At 69.2% G+C, this 1,664-nt stretch carries 1 protein-coding gene; it reads left to right on the top strand.

The genetic code is table 11. The features are described 5' to 3' along the window. Positions 1–1,664, top strand: a 1,664-nt coding sequence (locus ACIP8W_RS31920) for a type I polyketide synthase (RefSeq protein ID WP_402205911.1), incomplete at both ends; no start/stop codon positions are given.

Raw genomic sequence — 1,664 nt, 5'->3', positions numbered from 1 at the left:
CGGCTGAGTGGTCTTGGCGAGAGCGAGGTACGTGGTGTGCTGACGGATCTGGTCCGTTCGCATGCAGCGACCGTCCTCGGCCACACCACCCCCGACGCAGTCCGTCCTGACCAGGTGTTCAAGGAGCTGGGCTTTGATTCGCTGGCGGCGGTGGATCTCCGTAACCGGCTCAACACCGCCACCGAACTCCGGCTCCCGCCCACCCTCGTCTTCGACTACCCCACCCCCAACTCCCTTGCCGCTTACCTGTACTCCGAACTGATCGGCGCGGGACCGGCGCCGCAGCTCCAGACCGCCCTCGTCGCGCTGAGCGACGAACCGGTGGCGATCGTCGGGATGGCTTGCCGCTTCCCGGGCGGTGTCGGATCCCCGGAGGAACTGTGGGATCTGGTGGCCTCCGGCGGTGACGGGGTCGTCGACTTCCCGACCGACCGGGGCTGGGACCTCGACGGGCTGTACGACCCGGACCCGGAGCGTAGCGGTACTACCTACACCCGGCAGGGTGGCTTCCTTATCGACGCCGGCGGCTTCGACGCGGGCTTCTTCGGGATCTCGCCGCGCGAGGCCACGGCCATGGACCCGCAGCAGCGGCTGCTTCTGGAGACCTGCTGGGAGGCGCTGGAGAGCGCCGGGATCGATCCGGCCTCGCTGCATGGCAGCCGTACAGGCGTCTTCGCCGGTGCCTGGCACCAGGGCTACAACGCTGTCGAGCAGTCACCGGAGCTGGAAGGCTATGCCCTGACGGGCAGTGTCACCTCGGTTGTCTCCGGCCGCGTCGCGTACACGCTGGGCCTGGAGGGTCCCGCGGTGACGGTGGACACGGCGTGTTCGTCGTCCCTGGTCGCGCTGCACCTCGCCGTACAGGCGATACGAGCCGGGGAATGCGACCTGGCGCTGACCGGTGGGGTCACGGTGATGGCCACGCCGGGCGGGATCACCGGCTTCTCCAGGCAGCACGGGCTGTCGGTGGACGGCCGCTGCAAGGCGTTCTCCGCCGACTCCGACGGTTTCGGCCTGGCCGAGGGCGTGGGTGTGCTGTTGGTGGAGCCGCTGTCGCTGGCGAGGGAGCGCGGCCATGAGGTGCTGGCGGTGGTGCGGGGCAGTGCGGTCAACCAGGACGGTGCGAGCAACGGGCTCACCGCTCCGAACGGTCCCTCGCAGCAGCGGGTGATCCGGCAGGCGCTGGCCTCTGCCGGACTGTCCGCCGCCGAGGTGGATGTGGTGGAGGCACACGGTACGGGTACTCCGCTCGGGGACCCGATCGAGGCTCAGGCGCTGCTGGCCACGTACGGCAAGGAGAGGTCCGAAGACCAACCGCTCTGGCTCGGCTCGGTGAAGTCGAACATCGGACACACACAGGCGGCTGCCGGTGTGGCGGGCGTCATCAAGATGATCCAGGCCATGCGGCACGAGACGCTGCCCGCCACACTGCATGCTGCTGAGCCGACGGATCAGGTCGACTGGTCCAGTGGTGCGGTGGAGCTGCTGACCGAGGCCCGCGACTGGCCGCAGAGCGACCACCCCCGCCGGGCGGGCGTGTCGTCGTTCGGGATCAGTGGGACCAATGCCCACGTGATCCTGGAGCAGGTTCCGGTTCCGGTTCCTGAACCCGAGCCTGTGGCGGGGGTGGTGGGTGCTGTGTCGTGGGTGGTGTCGGCCAAGTC

It is taken from the genome of Streptomyces sp. NPDC088554, from assembly GCF_044752945.1.
Lineage (GTDB): Bacteria > Actinomycetota > Actinomycetes > Streptomycetales > Streptomycetaceae > Streptomyces.
Note: the sequence above shows the minus strand (reverse complement) of the source record. Positions and strands in the feature narration are given on the sequence as shown.